15 protein-coding genes and 2 tRNA genes are annotated in these 16,453 nt (G+C 68.1%); 14 read left to right on the top strand and 3 right to left on the bottom strand.

Features of this window, described 5'->3' with window-relative positions:
- The first annotated feature begins 591 nt into the window (after positions 1–591).
- The 12 genes from dnaN to EIZ44_RS07210 all read left to right on the top strand — a co-directional run bounded on the left by dnaN (position 592) and on the right by EIZ44_RS07210 (position 12,889).
- Entirely contained in the window at positions 592–1,725 is a 1,134-nt protein-coding gene (gene dnaN, locus EIZ44_RS07265) for a DNA polymerase III subunit beta (protein ID WP_037809143.1), read from the top strand.
- Positions 1,726–1,774: 49 nt separating this feature from the next.
- Positions 1,775–2,665: a phosphogluconate dehydrogenase (NAD(+)-dependent, decarboxylating) gene (gnd, locus tag EIZ44_RS07260; RefSeq protein ID WP_134664677.1), complete on the top strand. Its 891-nt coding sequence runs from the start codon at positions 1,775–1,777 to the stop codon at positions 2,663–2,665.
- 18 nt (positions 2,666–2,683) lie between these two features.
- On the top strand, positions 2,684–3,838 hold the full coding sequence (gene recF / locus EIZ44_RS07255) for a DNA replication/repair protein RecF (protein WP_037809147.1): 1,155 nt from the start codon (positions 2,684–2,686) through the stop codon (positions 3,836–3,838).
- 109 nt (positions 3,839–3,947) lie between these two features.
- Positions 3,948–4,583: a DciA family protein gene (locus EIZ44_RS07250; protein ID WP_037809148.1), complete on the top strand. Its 636-nt coding sequence runs from the start codon at positions 3,948–3,950 to the stop codon at positions 4,581–4,583.
- A 197-nt stretch (positions 4,584–4,780) separates the two neighbouring features.
- Positions 4,781–6,748, top strand: coding sequence for a DNA topoisomerase (ATP-hydrolyzing) subunit B (gyrB, locus tag EIZ44_RS07245; protein ID WP_037809150.1), 1,968 nt, complete (start codon positions 4,781–4,783; stop codon positions 6,746–6,748).
- A gap of 48 nt (positions 6,749–6,796) precedes the next feature.
- Positions 6,797–9,409 carry a DNA gyrase subunit A gene (gyrA, locus tag EIZ44_RS07240; protein WP_037809152.1) on the top strand — a complete coding sequence of 871 codons (2,613 nt, stop codon included), beginning with the start codon at positions 6,797–6,799 and terminating at the stop codon, positions 9,407–9,409.
- Between the two features lie 35 nt (positions 9,410–9,444).
- The gene (locus EIZ44_RS07235; RefSeq protein ID WP_037809154.1) at positions 9,445–10,095 is read left to right on the top strand and encodes a DUF3566 domain-containing protein; all 651 of its coding nucleotides are present in this window, start codon (positions 9,445–9,447) and stop codon (positions 10,093–10,095) included.
- Between the two features lie 50 nt (positions 10,096–10,145).
- Positions 10,146–10,219, top strand: a tRNA-Ile gene (locus tag EIZ44_RS07230).
- A gap of 89 nt (positions 10,220–10,308) precedes the next feature.
- On the top strand, positions 10,309–11,688 hold the full coding sequence (locus tag EIZ44_RS07225; protein ID WP_134728048.1) for a hypothetical protein: 1,380 nt from the start codon (positions 10,309–10,311) through the stop codon (positions 11,686–11,688).
- Positions 11,685–12,455 (top strand): phosphotransferase, encoded by a 771-nt coding sequence (locus EIZ44_RS07220; RefSeq protein ID WP_134728047.1) that lies wholly within the window; start codon positions 11,685–11,687, stop codon positions 12,453–12,455. Before EIZ44_RS07225 ends, EIZ44_RS07220 begins: the two co-directional genes overlap by 4 nt.
- Positions 12,456–12,615: 160 nt before the next feature.
- Entirely contained in the window at positions 12,616–12,786 is a 171-nt protein-coding gene (locus EIZ44_RS07215) for a DLW-39 family protein (RefSeq protein WP_020663676.1), read from the top strand.
- A 30-nt stretch (positions 12,787–12,816) separates the two neighbouring features.
- Positions 12,817–12,889, top strand: a tRNA-Ala gene (locus tag EIZ44_RS07210).
- A gap of 43 nt (positions 12,890–12,932) precedes the next feature.
- On the opposite strand, the gene EIZ44_RS44615 is transcribed toward EIZ44_RS07210, so the two are convergent.
- Positions 12,933–13,088 carry a hypothetical protein gene (locus EIZ44_RS44615; RefSeq protein ID WP_167754020.1) on the bottom strand — a complete coding sequence of 52 codons (156 nt, stop codon included), beginning with the start codon at positions 13,086–13,088 and terminating at the stop codon, positions 12,933–12,935.
- Positions 13,089–13,576: 488 nt separating this feature from the next.
- On the opposite strand from EIZ44_RS44615, the gene EIZ44_RS07205 reads away from it, so the two are divergent.
- Positions 13,577–14,224, top strand: a complete 648-nt coding sequence (locus tag EIZ44_RS07205; protein WP_134728046.1) for an antibiotic biosynthesis monooxygenase — start codon at positions 13,577–13,579, stop codon at positions 14,222–14,224.
- Between the two features lies 1 nt (position 14,225).
- Here EIZ44_RS07205 and EIZ44_RS07200 read toward each other — a convergent pair whose 3' ends face one another.
- Positions 14,226–14,657 carry an ester cyclase gene (locus tag EIZ44_RS07200; RefSeq protein WP_037809158.1) on the bottom strand — a complete coding sequence of 144 codons (432 nt, stop codon included), beginning with the start codon at positions 14,655–14,657 and terminating at the stop codon, positions 14,226–14,228.
- A 72-nt stretch (positions 14,658–14,729) separates the two neighbouring features.
- Here EIZ44_RS07200 and EIZ44_RS07195 point away from each other — a divergent pair, with 72 nt between their 5' ends.
- Complete coding sequence (locus EIZ44_RS07195) at positions 14,730–15,362, top strand: TetR/AcrR family transcriptional regulator (RefSeq protein ID WP_134728045.1); 633 nt, start codon at positions 14,730–14,732, stop codon at positions 15,360–15,362.
- Here EIZ44_RS07195 and EIZ44_RS07190 read toward each other — a convergent pair.
- Positions 15,359–16,417: an ankyrin repeat domain-containing protein gene (locus tag EIZ44_RS07190; protein ID WP_134728044.1), complete on the bottom strand. Its 1,059-nt coding sequence runs from the start codon at positions 16,415–16,417 to the stop codon at positions 15,359–15,361. The two genes, EIZ44_RS07195 and EIZ44_RS07190, sit on opposite strands and share 4 nt — an antisense overlap.
- Positions 16,418–16,453 lie beyond the last annotated feature (36 nt).

Raw genomic sequence — 16,453 nt, 5'->3', positions numbered from 1 at the left:
CAGGTTGTCCCCAGGGTTGTCCACGCGGATTCCCCAGGTTGCCCACAGGTCATCCACAACTGTGGGTCGTCACTCACCAGGGCGATCCCGGCCGCTTCGGCTGCCCCCAGAGCCTGGGTACAACTCGGTCCCAACCTGGGGACAACTGTGGGGATAACTGGGGACAACTGTGGATGAATCCGGGACGGCTCGAAACCATCCACGGATCGCCCGAACCATCCACCGATCCGCCACCAGGGCTGCCCACAGGCCGACGCACGCCACGACCAGCGCGAACGAGCGCTGTCCACACAATCCACAGCCCCTATTACTGCTACTGGTTTTTCATCTCTTCTAAGAAAGAACAGAACAAAAACAGGCGGAGGACGAAACTGGGGACAAGCCGAGATTCGTGTCGTCTTGTCGACAAAGTGAAGGGGAGGCCGAGGTGACGGCACCCCCGGCGACGGCCTAACGTGGATGTCTGCAGCTGGTCCGTTCCCGCGCGGGGCGGACCGGACCGGCGGGGACCCGGTCGCGCGCGGTGCTCACGACTGGCGCCCGGCGACCCCTTCACGAGCCGAGGGGCTCGGCTGTCGAAAGGAAGCGCGCATGAAGATCCGCGTCGAGCGCGACGGGCTCGCCGACGCCGTCGCGTGGGTGGCCAGAAGCCTCCCCTCCCGGCCTCCGGTGCCGGTGCTGGGCGGTGTTCTCCTCGACGCGGGCGCGGACGGGGAGTCCGACGCGCTCACAGTCTCCGGCTTCGACTACGAGGTCTCGGCCACGGTCGGCGTTCCCGCGACCATCGCCGACGGCGGACGGCTGCTCGTCTCCGGCCGCCTCCTCGCCGACATCACCAAGGCGCTCCCCGCGCAGCCGGTGGAGATCTCCGTCGACGGCGCCCGCGCCACCATCACGTGCGGCAGTGCCCGGTTCAGCCTCCCGACCATGCCGGTCGAGGACTACCCGCAGCTGCCGTCCCAGCCCGCGCACGCGGGCGAGCTCACCGGCGACGTCTTCGGCCAGGCGGTCACCCAGGTCGCCACCGCGGCGGGCAAGGACGACACGCTCCCCATGCTCACCGGCATGCGGCTGGAGATCTCCGGCGAGACGCTCACCCTCGTCGCCACCGACCGGTTCCGGCTCGCCATGCGCGAGTTCACCTGGAAGCCCGCCGAGGGCCTGTCCGACGCCGCGGTGCTCGTCCCGGCGCGCACGCTCGCCGAGGCGGCCAAGACGCTCGGCGGCGCGGGCACCACCGTGCAGCTCGCGCTCGCTTCCGGCGACGGACTGCTCGGCCTGTCCGGGGCCGGCCGCTACACGACCACCCGGCTGCTCGACGCCGAGTTCCCGCCCTACCGCCAGCTGCTGCCCGCGAACCACACCTCGCGCGCGGTCATCGAGGTCAGCGCGCTCACCGAGTCGATCAAGCGCGTGTCGCTGGTCGCCGAGCGCGGCACCCAGGTGCGGCTCGAATTCGGCGACGGCTCCCTGCGGCTGTCCGCTGGCGGCGACGACGAGGGCAGCGCCGAGGAAGAACTCCAGGTCGACTACGAGGGCGAGCCGGTCACCATCGCGTTCAACCCCGGCTACCTCGTCGACGGGCTCGGCGCGCTGCACAGCGACCGGGCCGAGCTGACGTTCACCACGCCCAACCGCCCGGCGCTGATCAAGCCAGCCGACGCCGAGGGCAACGTCGTCCCCGGGTATCTCTACCTGCTCATGCCGGTCCGGCTGCCGGGCTGAGCGGCGCGCGTCCAACCGAGGAAAACCGATCCAATCCAAAGGGGATCTCATGGTTCAGCTGGGTCTCGTCGGCCTGGGCAAGATGGGCTTCAACATGCGCGAGCGGCTGCGCGCCGCCGGGCACGAGGTGGTCGGCTACGACCGCAACCAGGACGTCAGCGACTCGACGTCGCTCGAAGACCTGGTGTCCAAGCTGTCCGGTCCGCGGATCGTGTGGATCATGGTCCCGGCGGGCGAGCCGACCCGGCAGACCGTGACCGAACTCGGGCAGCTGCTGTCCGAGGGCGACCTGGTGATCGACGGCGGGAACTCGAAGTTCACCGACGACAAGCTGAACGCTGATCTGCTCGCCGCGCACGGCGTCGGCTACCTCGACTGCGGCGTCTCCGGCGGCGTGTGGGGCAAGGACAACGGCTACGGCCTGATGGTCGGCGGCGCGGCGTCGGACGTCCAGCGCGCGATGCCGATCTTCGACGCGCTGCGTCCGGAGGGCCCGCGCGAGGAAGGCTTCTCGCACGCCGGCTCGGTCGGCGCCGGGCACTACGCGAAGATGATCCACAACGGCATCGAGTACGGCATCATGCAGGCCTACGCCGAGGGCTTCGAGCTGCTCGAAGCCGCGAAGACCGTCGACGACGTGCCCGCCGTGATCAAGGGCTGGCAGCGCGGCACCGTGGTCCGCTCCTGGCTGCTCGACCTGCTGGTGCGCGCGCTGGACGAGGACCCGGAGCTGGACGACCTCGAAGGCTACGTCGAGGACTCCGGCGAAGGCCGCTGGACGCTGGAGGAAGCGGTCAACAACGCGGTGCCCGCCCCGGTGCTGTCGGCCGCGCTGTTCGCCCGGTTCTCCTCCCGGCAGAAGGACTCCGCCGCGATGCGTGCCGTCGCCGCGCTGCGCAACCAGTTCGGCGGCCACGCTGTGAAGAAGGCCGGGAGCTAGCTCCCGCGGTCCCCGCCCGTGTATCTGCGACATCTCCAGGTCACCGACTTCCGGTCCTGGCCGCTGGCCGACCTCGCCCTCGAACCGGGGCCGGTCGTGCTCGTCGGCCAGAACGGCCGGGGGAAGACGAACCTGCTCGAAGCGATCGGCTACGTGGCGACCCTCGGTTCGCACCGGGTCGCCACGGACGCCCCGCTCGTCCGGCACGGCTGTGAGCGCGCGCTCGTCCGGGTCGCGGTCGTCAACGAAGACCGCGAGCTGACGGTCGAACTCGAGATCACGCCCGGCCGCGCCAACCGCGCGCGGGTGAACCGTGGCGCGGTCGGCAAGCCGCGCGACGTGCTCGGCATTCTGCGTACGGTGCTGTTCTCTCCGGAGGACCTCTCGCTGGTGCGCGGCGATCCGAGCGAACGCCGTCGGTTCATGGACGAACTGCTCGTGCTTCGCGCGCCTCGGTACGCAGGCGTGCGCGCGGACTACGAGAAGGTGCTTAAGCAGCGCAACGCGCTTCTCAAGACCGCGGGCAAACGTCGTACTGGTCGCGAAGACCCGTACGCGCTGTCGACGCTCGACGTGTGGGACGACCATCTCTCGGTGGCTGGCGCGCAGCTGCTGGCGGCACGGCTGAACCTCATCGCGGACCTCGCGCCGTACACGGCCGACGCCTATATGGGGGTCGCGCCCGACTCTCGCCCGGCGAAGATCGCGTACAAGTCTTCGCTCGGCGAAGCGCTTCCGCCGTCGTACGGAGTGCCTGGCGGAGAGCGTGCCGAGGCAGAGGTACTGCGCGAGTTGTTGCTGAAGGCCCTGGCGGACACGCGTCGGCAGGAGCTGGAGCGAGGGATCAGCCTGGTCGGCCCGCATCGGGACGAACTGGAGCTGATTCTCGGCGAAGCGCCGGCGAAGGGGTACGCGAGCCACGGCGAGTCGTGGTCGTTCGCGCTCGCGTTGCGGCTCGGAAGTTACGAACTTCTGCGCGCCGAAGCGGGCGAACCGGTCTTGTTGCTGGACGATGTGTTTGCCGAACTCGACCGCAAGCGCCGGGCGCGGCTGGCCGAGGTCTCCGCGAGCGCCGAGCAGGTGCTCATCACCGCGGCGGTGGCCGAGGACGTGCCCGAGGAGCTCGCCGGTGCGAGGTTCACGGTGGCCGACGGGGAGGTGAACCGTGCCTGAACAGCCACGACGACCACGCGGGGTGACCGGGGTCACGCGGGTTGCCCACCGATCTGGGGACAAACCTGTGGACAGTGTGGATAAACCCGGAGCCGCGTTATCGCCGCGAGTGACGAACCGGCCGGATGGCGGTCTTGACACCCCGGCAGCGGGCGACACTTCCGGAAATCCCGCGCGTGGCGCGACTGAGCGTGACAGTTCCACTGGGCCGAACGAGACGGCCGCTGGGGACAAACCGAGCGGCCGCGACCTCGCGCACGCCGCGCTCGAAGCGGCGAAGGCGAAAGCCCGCGAACGCGGAGCCCCGCCGAACCTCCGGCGCGGCCGGATCAACGGGGGCGGCGGGCAGAACCGGGCGCGGCGGCGCTGGTCCGGTCCCGGCGCGGATCCGCGCGACCCGCAGCCGCTCGGCAGGCTCGTCTCGCGGCTGATCTCCGACAGCGGCTGGCAGGACACGATGACGAACGCGCGCGTGTTCGGGCAGTGGGCCCGGCTCGTGGGCGAGGACGTCGCCGAACACGCCCAGCCGGTCGCGCTGAAAGACGGCGAGCTGACCGTCCGCGCGAGTTCCACCGCGTGGGCGACGCAGTTGCGGTTGCTGCAGGGCAAATTGCTGGCGAAGATCGCCGCGGGCGTCGGGAACGGCGTGGTCAAGCGGATGCGGATCCAGGGTCCGACCGCTCCGAGCTGGCGGAAAGGGCCCCGGCACGTGCCTGGTCGCGGGCCGCGTGACACGTACGGCTGACGGGGGTTGCGCTCCGGCGGATGAGTTCCCCGAGGACCGGGCCGCGCAGCTTCGGATACGAGATGACTCAACTGAGGGTGATTTCGTCCCTCTGCGACCGGCTGAGGGGTGTCCTAGCCGCATGTGAGCGCGTGCGGGCAAGTACACTGTTGTAGTAGCGGGCGTCCGCTCGGGCGAGACGAGGAGAAACAACGCCGGTGACCGAGAACAAGAGCGAGTACAACGCGTCGTCCATCACCGTGCTCGAAGGCCTCGAAGCAGTTCGCAAGCGCCCCGGCATGTACATCGGTTCCACCGGTGAGCGCGGCCTCCACCACCTGGTCCAGGAGGTGGTGGACAACTCCGTGGACGAGGCGATGGCGGGGTACGCCACCAAGGTCGAGGTTACCCTGCTCGCGGACGGCGGGGTGCGCGTCGTCGACGACGGCCGCGGCATCCCGGTCGACATGCACCCCAAGGAGAAGAAGCCGACCCTCGAGGTCGTGCTGACCATCCTGCACGCGGGCGGCAAGTTCGACAGCGACTCCTACGCGGTGTCCGGCGGTCTGCACGGCGTCGGCGTCTCCGTGGTGAACGCGCTGTCGACGAAGCTGCTCGCCGAGATCAAGGTGAACGGGCGCAGCTGGCGCCAGGAGTACACCAACCAGGTCCCCGGTCCGCTCGAGGACCTCGGCCCGGCCAGCGACACCGGCACCACCATCACGTTCTGGGCCGACGGCAGCATCTTCGAGACCACCACCTACAACTTCGAGACCATCTCGCGCCGCCTGCAGGAGATGGCGTTCCTCAACAAGGGCCTCACCCTGTCGCTGCGCGACGAGCGCGTCGCCGACGAGGAGACCGAAGAGGACGCCGCGGGCAAGCAGGCCAGGGTCAAGGAAGTCGTCTACTGCTACCCGGGCGGGCTCGAGGACTTCGTCAAGCACATCAACGGCAGCAAGGACCCGATCCACGAGAGCGTCATCTCCTTCGACGCCAAGGGCGCTGGCCTCGAGGTCGAGGTCGCGATGCAGTGGAACACCGGGTTCACGCCGTCGGTGTACACCTTCGCCAACACGATCAACACGCACGAGGGCGGCACGCACGAAGAGGGCTTCCGCGCCGCGCTCACCCGCGTGGTCAACGCGTACGCGCGCGACAAGAAGCTGCTCAAGGAGAAGGACGCGAACCTGACCGGCGACGACGTGCGCGAGGGGCTCGCCGCGATCGTGTCGATCAAGCTGTCCGAACCGCAGTTCGAGGGCCAGACCAAGACCAAGCTGGGCAACAGCGAGGCCAAGACGTTCGTGCAGCAGCAGTCGAACGAATGGCTCGGCGACTGGTTCGAGCGCAACCCGAGCGAAGCCAAGACGATCATCAACAAGTCGATCTCGTCGGCGCAGGCCCGGCTCGCCGCCCGCAAGGCGCGCGACCTGGTGCGGCGCAAGGGCGCGCTGGAGATCGGCGGTCTTCCCGGCAAGCTCAAGGACTGCCGTTCGAACGACCCCGGCGAGTGCGAGCTCTACATCGTGGAGGGCGACTCGGCCGGCGGTTCGGCCAAGGAAGGCCGCGACTCGATGTACCAGGCGATCCTGCCGATCCGGGGCAAGATCATCAACGTCGAGAAGGCCCGCATCGACCGCGTCCTCAAGAACACCGAGGTCCAGTCGCTGATCACCGCGCTCGGCACCGGCATCCACGACGATTTCGACATCTCGAAGCTGCGGTACCACAAGATCGTGCTGATGGCCGACGCCGACGTCGACGGCCAGCACATCACCACGCTGCTGCTCACCCTGCTGTTCCGGTTCATGACGCCGCTGATCGAGCACGGCCACGTGTTCCTGTCGCGGCCGCCGCTGTACAAGATCAAGTGGCCGCGGTCGGAGCCGGAGTACGCGTACTCGGACAAGGAACGCGACGCGGTCATCCAGGCCGGCGTCGAGGCGGGCCGCCGTCTTCCGAAGGACGACGCGATCCAGCGGTACAAGGGTCTCGGCGAGATGAACGCCGAGGAGCTGTGGGAGACCACGATGGACCCGGCGAACCGGCTGCTCGGGCAGGTCACCCTCGACGACGCCGCACAGGCCGACGAACTGTTCTCCGTGCTGATGGGCGAGGACGTGGAAGCCCGCCGTTCGTTCATCACGCGCAACGCCAAGGACGTGCGCTTCCTGGACGTGTAGGCGTCCCCTTCTCACCCGCTTCCCAGGACTGCTCACAAGAAGGACCCCATGACGGAAACCTTGCCGCCGGAACACGACCGGATCGAGCCGGTCGACATCCAGCAGGAGATGCAGCGCTCCTACATCGACTACGCGATGAGCGTCATCGTGTCGCGGGCGCTGCCGGACGTGCGCGACGGCCTCAAGCCGGTGGCGCGCCGGATCCTGTACTCGATGTTCGACTCCGGGTTCCGCCCGGACCGCGGGTACAACAAGTGCTCCCGCGTCGTCGGCGACGTCATGGGCAACTACCACCCGCACGGCGACTCGGCGATCTACGACGCGCTCGTGCGGCTCGCCCAGCCGTGGTCGCTGCGCTACCCCTTGATCGACGGCCAGGGCAACTTCGGCTCGTCGGGCAACGACCCCGCGGCCGCGATGCGGTACACCGAGTCCCGGCTCGCGCCGCTCGCGATGCAGATGCTCGCGGACATCGAAGAGGACACCGTCGATTTCCGCGACAACTACGACGGGCGCACCCAGGAGCCCGACGTTTTGCCGTCGCGGTTCCCGAACCTGCTGGTCAACGGCGGTTCCGGGATCGCGGTCGGGATGGCGACGAACATCCCGCCGCACAACCTGCGCGAGGTGTCCGAAGGCGTCGTGTGGGCGCTGGAGAACCCGGAAGCGACCGACGACGAACTGCTGGCCGCGCTGCTCGTGCGGATCAAGGGCCCGGACTTCCCGACCAAGGCGATGATCCTCGGCACCTCCGGGATCGAGGACGCCTACCGCACCGGTCGCGGTTCGATCCGGATGCGCGCGGTCGTCGAGGTCGAGGAGGACGCGAAGGGCCGCACCATCCTGGTCGTGTCCGAGCTGCCCTACCAGGTGAACCCGGACAACCTGGTGGAGAACATCGCCCACCTGGTGCGCGACGGCAAGATCACCGGCATCGCGGACATCGCGGACGAGTCCAACAGCCGTTCCGGCATGCGGATCGTCATCACGATCAAGCGCGACGCGGTGGCGAAGGTCGTGCTGAACAACCTGTTCAAGCACACCCAGCTGCAGCAGAACTTCGGCGTGAACATGCTGGCGCTGGTCGACGACGTGCCGCGCACGCTGCGGCTCGACCAGATCATCCGGCACTACGTGAAGCACCAGGTCGACGTGATCGTGCGGCGGACCCGGTACCGGCTGCGCAAGGCCGAGGAACGGGCCCACATCCTGCGCGGTCTGGTCAAGGCGCTCGACATGCTGGACGAGGTGATCGCCCTGATCCGGCGGTCGCCCTCGGCCGACGAGGCCCGGCCGGGCCTGATGTCGCTGCTCGAGATCGACGAGATCCAGGCGACCGCGATCCTGGACATGCAGCTGCGCAGGCTGGCCGCGCTGGAGCGGCAGCGGATCATCGACACCCTGGCCGAGATCGAGCTGGAGATCGCCGACCTCAAGGACATCCTCGCGAAGCCGGAGCGGCAGCGGTCGATCATCCGCGACGAGCTGATGGAGATCGTCGACAAGTACGGCGACGACCGGCGCACGCAGATCATCCCGTTCGACGGCGACGTGTCGGTCGAGGACCTGATCGCGCAGGAAGACGTCGTCGTCACCATCACCCGCACGGGCTACGCCAAGCGGACGAAAACCGATCTGTACCGGTCGCAGAAGCGCGGCGGCAAGGGCGTGCAGGGCGCGACGCTGAAGCAGGACGACATCGTCCAGCACTTCTTCGTGTGCTCCACGCACGACTGGATCCTGTTCTTCACGAACAAGGGCCGGGTGTACCGGGCGAAGGCCTACGACCTGCCCGAGGCCAACCGCAACGCGCGCGGCCAGCACGTGGCGAACCTGCTCGCGTTCCAGCCGGACGAGCAGATCGCCCAGGTCATCGAGATCCCGAACTACGAGGTCGCGCCGTACCTGGTGCTCGCCACGCAGCGCGGCCTGGTGAAGAAGACGAAGCTCACCGACTTCGACTCCAACCGCGCGGGCGGGCTCATCGCGATCAACCTGCGCGAGGGCGACGAGCTGATGGGTGCGGTGCTCGCGGCGGCCGAGGACGACCTGCTGCTGGTGTCGGCGGGCGGCCAGTCGATCCGCTTCCACGCCACCGACGAGGCGCTGCGCCCGATGGGACGGCCGACCTCGGGCGTGCTGGGCATGCGGTTCAACGAGGGTGACGAACTGCTCGGCATCAGCGTGGTCAAACCGGACAAGTTCCTGCTGGTCGCCACGGACGGCGCGTATGCGAAGCGGACGCCGATCGAGGACTATCCGGTACAGGGCCGCGGCGGCAAGGGCGTGCTCACCATTCAGCACGACAGCAAACGTGGCAGGCTGGTGGGGGCACTCATCGTCGACGAGGACGACGAGCTGTTCGCCATCACGTCCAGCGGCGGGGTCATCCGCACACCGGCGCGGGACGTGCGCAAGGCGGGCAGGCAGACCAAGGGCGTTCGGCTGATGAACCTGGGTGACGGAACCACTCTTCTCGCGGTCGCACGCAACGCGGACGAGGGTTCGGACGTCGCCAATGGTGGCGAGGACTCCGCCGAGGAAGCCCCCGAGATTTCGGGGACTCCGGAAGACTCGGCCTCCGAGACGGTTTCGGAGGACGCGGCGGAGGCTACGCCAGAGGAGCCCACAGCAGAAGACGGCACGGCGCCGGAGCAGTGATCGGCGCCCCACGCACGGGTAAGGACTGACTCAACGTGGCACCATCCGACAAGGCCGACGACGCGTCGGCCAACCCGCCCTGGCAGCGCACCGCCAAGGACGGCGGCGGCGACTCCGAGGCCATGGCCACGGCGCGGATCGCGACCGAGGACGTGCCCACCGCGGCTCCCGAACCGGCCGCGCCCGAGAACGACTACCCGGTGACCGGCTCGGCGGCGCCCCGGCTCTTCGGAGGCGAGGCACCACCGCCGGCGGCCGACGTGCCGGCCGCGGGCCGCACCCGGCCGACGCCGAGCGCGCTGCGCCGCCCCGGCCGGGGCCCGCGGCGGGCGAGCCTGCAGATCAAGCGGTTCGACCCGTGGTCGGTGCTGAAGCTGGCACTGGTGCTCGGCGTCGCGATGTTCTTCGTCTGGCTGGTCGCGGTCGGCGTGCTCTACACGGTGCTCGACGGCATGGGCGTGTGGGACAAGCTGAACGGCACGTACTCGTCCCTGGTCGGCGGCGAGGGCGCGAACGCGTCCGCGGAACCGCTGATCAGCGCCGGTCGCGTGTTCGGCATCGCGGCTATCCTCGGGGCGATCAACATCGTGCTGGTGTCCGCGCTGGCCACGGTGAGCGCCTTCATTTACAACGTGTCGGCGGACCTGGCGGGCGGCCTGGAGGTCACGCTCTCGGAGCGAGAGTAACCCGGTTGCAAGGGCGGATGGGGAGTCCGGTAGAGTTCTCCTCGTTCGACGGGCCCATAGCTCAGGCGGTTAGAGCGCTTCGCTGATAACGAAGAGGTCGGAGGTTCAAGTCCTCCTGGGCCCACATTTCCGGAAGGCCGGTTCGCAGTCGCGGACCGGCCTTTCTGGTATTTCGGATGACTGCGCGGCGGGGTTCTCGCCAGAATCAGCGGCATGCAGACTCCCGCGCAGATCCGTGCGCAGCTGAGCCTCGGCCGTGATCAGTCTGGTCTGGCCGAAACCGAGGCATGGCTCGCGTCGGCGACCGCGCGCGAGCTGCTGCGGATCGACCACTACGCCCGCCAAGCTCGTTATCCGGTGCCGCTGCTGGGACGGGCGCGCAGTTGGCAGCTGAAGAACGCCTCACCGGTTGTCGCGGCGCTGGCTTCGATGCATCCCGACGGCCGTCTTCGCGAACAGGCCGTTCGCGTGTTGTGCGGGTTGGCTGGTGCGTTGAGCGATCGGGCGTTGGCGATCCGGGTTGCCGATCACGTCGAGGTGGTCCGCGAGTTGGCCGAGGAAGAGGTGCTGCGGCGTACGACGTTGGCGCAAGCGGAGCGGATCGTGCCGGTGGTGCAGCGGATTTCGCAGCGCGGTCGGGGTTCGCAGGTGCAGGCGCGCTATCTGCGTGCGCTGGTCGACGCGCATGGCGAGGCGTCGGTGTGGGCGTGCTTGCGAGGTTCCGGGGACGTCGATGTGCGGCGGAGCGCGTTCCGGCACAGTTTCGAGACGGGATTGCTCGGCTCGGTGGACGCGGTCCGGTTGCTTCCTCGGGAACGGGACCAGGGCGTTCGTCGGAAGTTGATCCAGGTGATTGCCGAGACGGCGACGCCGGAGGTCATCGCCGAGACGTTGCTTCGCGGACGGTCCGCGGAAAGCCGGGTGCTGGGGTTGGTGAAGCTGACCGCGGCGCAGCTCGATCCCGTTGCGGTGGAACAACTTCTGCTCGACCGGTCGGTGCTGGTGCGGTTGTGGGCGCGGTTGCGCTGGCAGGAAATGGGCCGGGATGCGGGCGAGGTTTATGCCGCGGTCGCGCGTTCTGCTGCCAAGCCGACGGTGCGGGCTCGTGCGTACGCCGGGCTCGCGGAAACCGGGGCTGAGTTTGACCGGGCGGAGGTTGTCGAACTCGCGCAGAGCGCGGATTTGGCGTTGAAGAAAACCGGGTTGTCGTTGCTGCGCGGCAAAGTTGACGCAGCGGACGTGCCTTGGCTGCTGCGGGAAATGACCGGGGAGGACTCCCGGGTGGCCCGGTTGGCGGGAGACGTGCTGAGCGGCAGTCCGCAATTGTGGTCGTTGGCGGATTTGGGTGTGCTGAAGGATTCCGCGGATGTCGTGATTCAGCGTCGGGGATGGTGGCTGCACCGCAGTCTCGGCGGTTGGGAGGCGGTGATCGTCGACCTGGAGTCCGGAGCGTTCCGGGATCGGCTGGAGCTGCCGATGTATGTTCGGCCGACTGTCGCGCAGCAGCAACGGATCGCGGACCTGCTCGGCACGCTTTCCCTTGGCCTTGATCAGGTTTCGGGGATCACGTTCGCGGCTGGGCTTCCGCGGTGAGCGGCGAGGAACTGGGCGAGGGCTGGGACAGCGTCGCGACGCTCGTCGACGGACGGTGGGTCGAGCGACGGCCCAAACGGGACGAGGTGCGCGCGTGGCTGCTGCGCGAGACGCGGGTGCTGCCCTGGCTGGCTCCGCAGTTGCCGTTAGCGGTGCCGATTCCGTTGGTGTGGCGGGAAAATCCGTTGGTGATCCGGCATGAACTGGTGCCGGGCGAGCCGGGCGAACTGACCGCCGACGACGGTCGCGTACTCGGCCGGTTCCTCCGCGCGTTGCACAGTGCGGACGTCGCCAAGGCGCGTGAACTCGGTGCCGCGACGGAAGTACTGGCACTGGACGCGGTCCCGCCGTTGCTCGGTCCGCTCGCTGATCGCGGGTGGGCGCTGCTGGCGGAAGTCCGGGGTTATCCAGCAGCCACGGTCATCCATGCCGACCTGGGACCGGAGCATGTGCTGAAGCGGGACGGCCGGGTGAGCGGGGTGATCGACTGGACCGACGTGTCTGTCGGCGACCCCGCGCGGGACCTGGCGTGGCTGCTGCACGGGACCTCGGCGGAGTGCGTCGCGGGGTTCTCCGCGGAGTACGAGGTCACGCCGGTACTGCGCCGGCGCGCTGGGGCGTGGAACCGGCTGGGGCCGTGGTACGAGGTGACGTACGGGCTGGAGAACGACCGGCCTGACCTGGTCGAATCGGGCCTCGCCGGCACCCGCGCGCGGCTCGCGGAGACGAGTCAGCCCTGCCGGGAAGAGAAGGACCGGCAGGGCTGAGTTGTGCGTGGCCGCTGGGACCGCCTGTTTCAACGGACCGCTCACTCCGGATATTCCCCGGTGTTCCACGTGGAACGAGCGAGACGGAACCGCTGGACGGGACGCGCGGCGGGTCCGGTAGCATCGTGGGGTAGCGCAAGCACTCAGAAGGGGGCTTCAGGTGAAGAAGCTGTTGGCACTCGCGGTCGTCGCGGGCGGCGTCCTGTTCGTCGTCAAGCGCAACAAGGCGGCCAAGGCCGAGGCTGACCTGTGGCGGGAAGCCACCACGCCTGCCGCCCCGTCGGCGAACGGCAGCGCGCCGGCCAAGGCCGCGGACGCGTCGCGCAACTGACGTAGTACTTAGCGGACCCCGGTCCGCACCGGGCCTGTAGCTCAATTGGTAGAGCACCGCCTTTGCAAGGCGGGGGTCAGGGGTTCGATTCCCCTCAGGTCCACCCGCACTCCCCGTTCGGCCGAAGCCGGACGGGGATTTGTGCGTCAGGGGCTCTGCTTCAACCGGTCGATGATCTTGAAAATGGCCTCGCCGAACACCTGGTTGAGCGTCGGCTCCTGGTAGTCCTCGCTGCGGAAAGTCGAGTTCGTGACCACGCGGCGGCCCACTTTGAACGACAGATCCTCGTGACCCGGGGGCATCGGAATTCAGCTGATCTCGCCGTCGCCCACCTTCCTGTTCGAGGTGGCTTCCTTGGGCTGACCGCCCGGACCGGCGACGCGGGTGGCAGTTGCCGTGGTTCGTGCGGAAGCAATCGCTCCACGCGTACTGCCAAGGTCCCTTGCCGTGCTCGCCGGGATCGGAGCTCAACTGGGACGGTTGTACGGAGGACTGTTCCTCGGCCCGGCCGGAAACCGTGTCGTTGGTGAACGAAAGTCCCCAGTCCTCGGCTTTGTAGATCTCGTAGATCTGCAGGTCGCCGCGGGGTTAGCCCGCGACTACGGTGCTGCATCCGGCTGCCAACAGTGCCGACACCGAGACAGCCCATCATCTTGGCGTGCTTGGAAACTATCAAGAGCCCCTGCCCTCGTAGCCGTCAGAGTAACGAGAGTCGTGGTTGATGGCTTGACTTCAACTTCCCTTGAAGTTCGATCCTTCAAGAGTCGTCATCGATCTTGGAAGGACACTCATGACTGTCAATCGCGTTGCGCGCCCTGACTTTGTGCGCACGGACGTCGACGCTGTGCTGGTTGCCGAAACGACCGTCGAGGCGGCGGAGGTGCTCGCCCGGCTGGAGAAAGAACCGTGGCCGGCCGGGCTGATTTCGTTCAATACCTTGGCCAGTACCGAGGGCGAGGGCACGCTGGTCTATACCCAGTGGGCCGAGGGAGCAGCTGATCCCGGTCTGGTGCAACGGGTTTCCGGGAGTGATCCAGTCGAATATCGGTTGTATCGCAGCGGAAATCGGGACAACGCGACCGTTCCGGGGTGCATTGTCGTGGTGAGCGTTGAGTTCGACGGTGCGGACGCGCAGCGTCAGCGGCGGTGGGTGGACACCGTGTTCGGCGCGTTGGCCGGTGAGGAGAAACCCGCGCCGGGTGGGCTGTCCGGGCACTTCCATGTCAGCACCGACGGGACGCGAGTGCTCAACTACGCGGAGTGGACCGACGAACAGTCGCACCGCGACGCGCTGGCGCGGTCCAGCCGGGGGACGGTCGGGGTGTCCGACGAATGGCAGAAGGTGCAGGAATTCCCGGGCGTGCGTGGTGGCGGATTCCGGCGGTATCGGATGGTGCGCAGTCTTTCGCTGGGACTGTCCGCGAAAGAGCCAGCCTGATTCAGGCGTCTTGCGGAGCGAAGTCGGGCGCGGGCAGCGTGCCGAGCTGGATGCGGGCGCCGAGTTCGTCCCGGACGCCCCAGTGTTCGGCGAGCAAAGTGCCTTCGGTGCGGTAAATGTGCACCGTGGTCATCTGGTACGGCTTGCCCGCGGCGCCCGCGCCGTGCACCGCGTCCACTCCGGTTCCGGTGGCGGTCGCGCGGACGACGACGCGGTCGTCAGTGTCGAAGATGTCGTCGATCGCGTATCTGATGTTCAGCACGTGGTGCACGAAGGTGAGGATCTGCCGGTAGCCCGCGGGTCCGGGCGGCAGCGGGAACGGGGATCCGTGGTCGACGAAGTCCGGGGTGACCAGGTCGTCGAGGACGGACAGCTCTCCGGTGTTGATCGCGTCAAACACGGCAAGGGCGGCGGTGCGTGCGGGGTTGGTCACGGCTAAGCTCCTCTTCGAACTTGACTGGAACCCAAATCCAGTGGAATCAGAATCTAGCGGATTGGGAGGGCTGTGGCAAGGCAATACAGCGCCCCGCAGCGCGAGGAGAAGGCCCAGGCCACCCGCGCGCACATCGTGCGGACGGCGCGCGGGCTGCTCCTCGGCGGTGGTGGCTACGCGGGCATGACGATCACTGGCCTCGCCGAGGCGGCGGGGGTCAGCCCCCAGACGGTGTACAACTCCGTCGGTGGCAAGGCCGAGGTCATCAAGGCGGTCTATGACGTGATGCTCGCCGGCGACGAGGATCAGACGCCGATGAGCGAACGTCCCGAATTCCGCCGGGTGGCCGACGCGACCGACGTGCCGTCCTACGCGGCCGCGTATGCCGCTTGGGTACGCGCTATCTCCGACCGGGTCGGGCCGCTGCTCGGGGTTCTGGTCGAACACGGTCCCGGCGGCGACAAGGTGCTCGAGGACTTCGTGGCGACCATCGACTCCGAACGCAGAAAGGGCAACACGAACAGCCTGCGCGGTCTCGCGGAACGCGGGCACCTGCCGTCGCAGCGATTCGACGAGGCGGTCGACGCCGTCTGGACGCTCACCGCACCCGAGGTGTACGACCGGCTCGTCCGGCGCTGCGGATGGACATCGGCGGCCTTCGAGCGATGGCTGGCCAACCAGTTGGGCGCGGTGCTGTCCGATTAACGGTGGTAGTCCGGCGCGGTCATCGGCAACGGGGTTGGGTTGAGCCGAACCCACGCGACGGCGAGTTCGGACAGCCGGGCCAGTTCGTCGTCGGCTCCGTTGCCGGAGCGGATGCGCTTGGCGAGGCTCTGCGCTTCCTGAAGTTCGGGCAGCGGGGTGCCCGACGCGAAGCAAGCGGGGAGCGTGTCGGCCATCGCGCGGAACGAGTGGTCCCAGTTGATGCTGCCGTTGTCGAGGATCTCGTGCGCAACTTTGCCGGAGAGGCGGATCGCTTCTCCCTGCACGGTTTTCGCCGCGCCGGAGGGCGGTACGAGCAGCTCCCACAGGTGGTCATGCTGCTTCTGCCAGGGCCCGTCGGGCACCTCGATCGGGGCGGTTCCGTCGTGGATCAGCCGCGGCGGGACCGGTTCGACGTCGAACAACCGGTACAGCTCGTGCAGTCCGGCGTCGGTCGCGTCGAGGAGATCGTGGCTGAAATTCGGGCGGTGGAACTCGAATTTGGCCCCGATCCGGCGGACCAGCTCTCGCGCCTCGTCCGGTACGGGAGCGCCGGCTTCGAGGAGCAGCGCGGCAGTTTCGGCCATCCCGGCGATCCCGATGTTCTCGGTGAGCCGCAAGCCGTGCAGGAGCGGGGTGCGGCCTGGTTTGCCGTCGATCGTGGCGTGCACATTCGCGCCGTGCTCGATCAGGACTCGTACGGTCTCCGGTCTTTGCCTGCCGGCCGCACCGTGCAATGGAGTACCGCTGTGCGCGCGTGGCCGTTCGATGTCCGCGCCGAGCGAAAGCAGCAGTGGGATTTGCGCGGCCGCGCCTCTCGCGGCTCGTGTCCACAGTGGAGTCTCGCCGTACTGGTTGGCGGCGTCCACGTCGAGGCCTTGCTCGACTAGCCAGACGATGAGTTCGTCGGGACACTCGAGAAAGCCGATTGCCGTTTCCTTGCCGTATCCGCCGCGCGCGGCCAACTCGGTGCGCTGGAACACTGCCTGGAGTTCTGCGAGCGATGCGGAGGACAGCAGTTCGCTGAAATTCTTCGGCAGCGTTTTTCGCTTGCGCATCGAGGGTTTCTCCTTGGCGTGGCATCCGGCGAAGCC

It is taken from the genome of Amycolatopsis nivea (assembly GCF_004522235.1).
Taxonomy (GTDB): Bacteria; Actinomycetota; Actinomycetes; order Mycobacteriales; family Pseudonocardiaceae; genus Amycolatopsis; species Amycolatopsis nivea.
The sequence above is the reverse complement of the archived record's forward strand: the minus strand, read 5'-3'. Positions and strand labels throughout refer to the sequence as shown.